The following is a 2,425-nucleotide window of genomic DNA, read 5'->3' as shown; positions in this document are numbered from 1 at the left end:
CGCGTCAAAGACGCTGAGGACATCTCGGTTAGTTAGGAGGTTTCCGCTCCCGGATGTGTCGCCCTCGTGGCCTTCATCCTGGATAACAACCACCGTTCCGTTCGGCTTCTTGATCCTGGCGGCGATGTAGGTCCACCCGTTTTGCTGAGATCCACTCGAGCTTGACCATGATCTCCACACGGAGAGCTTCGCCGTCTTGGCGGTCTTGCTGATCGAAACGGTCTGCTTTGCTCCGAATGAGTACCAAGCGGGGGAATCATTGTAGGAGATATTGAAGATAAGATTGTTCTCATAGCCGACGCCTCCGCCCATGTCCGTCCAGCCGGACCTTCCCCCGGTGAACGTTCCGTTGGTGAGGAGGTTAGCCATAATGTTTCACGCGAAAGAAAAGAGAGGGAGCGCGCCCGTCGGCCGCAAGGCGTTCCGAGTCACGCTCCCTCTCCCGGTCAGTCGAGCGTCAGGGTGAGATTCCCCGCCGCAAACTTGAGCACGTCGCCGGCTCCGACGGCCTTGGAGGCCGTGAGCGACCCGTGGGCAAGCATGTTCCCGCCCGAGGCCGCGTCGAAGATGGCGAAGTGGGTGATCGTCCCCCAGGAGCCGGAGGCCTCCGGGAAGCTCAGGTCGTTGGCGTTCGCGATAGAGCCGCTCGAAGCGGCGTTCCAGTCGGCGGCGGCCGTCTGCTTCCGGGAGTAGTTGTTACCCGAGGGCTCGGCCAGGCCGGTCCCGGCGTCGGTCGGGTCCGCGGTCGAGAGAGCGAGGTAGGCCGTGGGAAGCGTGAACGAGGTCTTCCCCACGATGTGATCGAGAATCTTATTCTCGGCATAATTCGCGAAGGATCCCATTGGTGATTCTCCTTATCCGTCCCCGATCAGCTGACCGGAGCGTGCCGGGCGAAGCCCTTGTGGACGATCGCGCCGAGGACGCCGCTACCCGTGCCGTCGCCGGTGGGGGCCTTGAGGTTGACCTGGATGAAAGCCTTCGGGCCGACATAGGCGAGCGACTTCACGGTGTCGCTCTCGTCGGTCTCGGCGTCCTTGGTGAAAGTCGGCTCCGAGCCCAAGAGATCCTCGTCCGCAACGGCGGTGAACGCACCGGCCGCGGCGTCCGCCTCCTTGATCTCGAACTCGTAGTCATTCACCTGGGCGCCCAGGGCACCCGAGATGCAGTCGATCCGGGCCCCGTTGTAGCCCCGGAGATCGATGACCTCTCCGGTCACAGCGCCGGCCGCTTTGGTCCGGGCTGCGAACTTCGAGGAGATGGTCGAAGCGATGTTGTGCAACATATCGCGCATGGTTGCCGCCTCCTTACGCGGCGATCTTCATCTTGCGGAGCGCCTCGCCCAGGACGACCTGCGCGTCCACCCGGCGCCGGAACAGGAAGCCGATCTTCCCGCCCGTCGCGTAGACCTCGACCAGGCGTTGGACCTCGATCGAGAGCCGCTCGATGATCCAGTAGGCCTGGGCGAAGTCGCCGAACATGACCGGGAAGGCGTTGGCCGCCACGTCCGGCATGTCCACGGCTTCGAAGATCGAGTAGCCGAGGAGAGTGGACGGCTGGCCGGCCTGCAGGCCCGGGCGCCAGAGATACTGGCCGTTGTTGTCCTTGAGCAGGGCGATCTTGCCGACCGTCTTGCGGTTCATCAGGAACCGAGCCCCCTTGGCATAGTCGGCGGGCAGGTCGTAGATCAGGTTGATGAAGCTGTCGCCCGTGAAGGTCGAGGCCGAGCCGCTCTTGACGAACGAGATCTCGGAGTTCGTGAGCAGCCCCTCGGGCTTGCTCTTGCCGTTGGCCGAGATGAAGGCCACGCCTTCCTTCTTGGCGAACTTCTGGGCCGCCTTCCGGTACAGGTAGCTCTCGAGGTTGAAGTCCGCGTCCTCGAGCAGCGTCTTCTTGATCAGGACGAGCGCCCGGATGACGTGCGGGTCGAACCGCTCCATCTTGAATTTGGCGTCACCCTCGGTCAGGGCTTCGTCATCCCAGGCGCAGTCGATCGTGTCGCCGCCTTCCTTGGGGAACTCGACCGAGGAACCGCCGATCGTTTCGACGGTGGCCAGCTGGCGAACCGGCGAGATCTCAGTCAGGATCTCGATCAGCTTGTTCCGCCGTTCGGTGGGGGCGATGTAGCCGCCGACCGTGTCGTCGGAGGTCCGCATGAGCTTCTGCTCGTCGGGACCGACGGCGCCCTTGCGGAGCCAGCCCGAGAAAGCCTTGACCTCGGGGGCGTCCCCGCCCTTGGCCTCGGGCACGCCCGCGAAGGGCGGCCGGGTCATCTTGGTCTCGAGCTCGTCGATCCGCGCCTTGAGGCCGTCGGTTTCCTTGGCCTTGGCCTCGACGGCATCGAGCTTGTCCCAGACCTTCTTCTCGATGGCCTGGAAATCGGTCTTGGTGAGGTTCCCCTTCTGGTGTTCCTCGTGGGCCCGGCGCA

The 2,425-nt window shown here is 63.9% G+C and carries 4 protein-coding genes; all 4 read right to left on the bottom strand.

The features are described from left to right. On the bottom strand, positions 1–369 hold a 369-nt coding region (locus tag NTZ26_04980; protein MCX6559849.1), incomplete at its 3' end, for a hypothetical protein. Between the two features lie 77 nt (positions 370–446). Further along, complete coding sequence (locus NTZ26_04975) at positions 447–842, bottom strand: hypothetical protein (protein ID MCX6559848.1); 396 nt, start codon at positions 840–842, stop codon at positions 447–449. 26 nt (positions 843–868) lie between these two features. After that, positions 869–1,291, bottom strand: a complete 423-nt coding sequence (locus NTZ26_04970; GenBank protein ID MCX6559847.1) for a hypothetical protein — start codon at positions 1,289–1,291, stop codon at positions 869–871. Positions 1,292–1,304: 13 nt separating this feature from the next. Further along, positions 1,305–2,425: phage major capsid protein (locus tag NTZ26_04965; GenBank protein MCX6559846.1), on the bottom strand; the 1,121-nt coding region annotated here is incomplete at its 5' end.

It is taken from the genome of Candidatus Aminicenantes bacterium, from assembly GCA_026393855.1.
Lineage (GTDB): Bacteria > Acidobacteriota > Aminicenantia > Aminicenantales > UBA4085 > UBA4085.
Note: the sequence above shows the minus strand (reverse complement) of the source record. Positions and strands in the feature narration are given on the sequence as shown.

Bases quoted from the DNA above. Each gene is read 5' to 3' on its own strand.
- NTZ26_04970 (MCX6559847.1), bottom strand. From the start codon at position 1,291: ATGCGCGATATGTTGCACAACATCGCTTCGACCATCTCCTCGAAGTTC.
- NTZ26_04975 (MCX6559848.1), bottom strand. From the start codon at position 842: ATGGGATCCTTCGCGAATTATGCCGAGAATAAGATTCTCGATCACATC.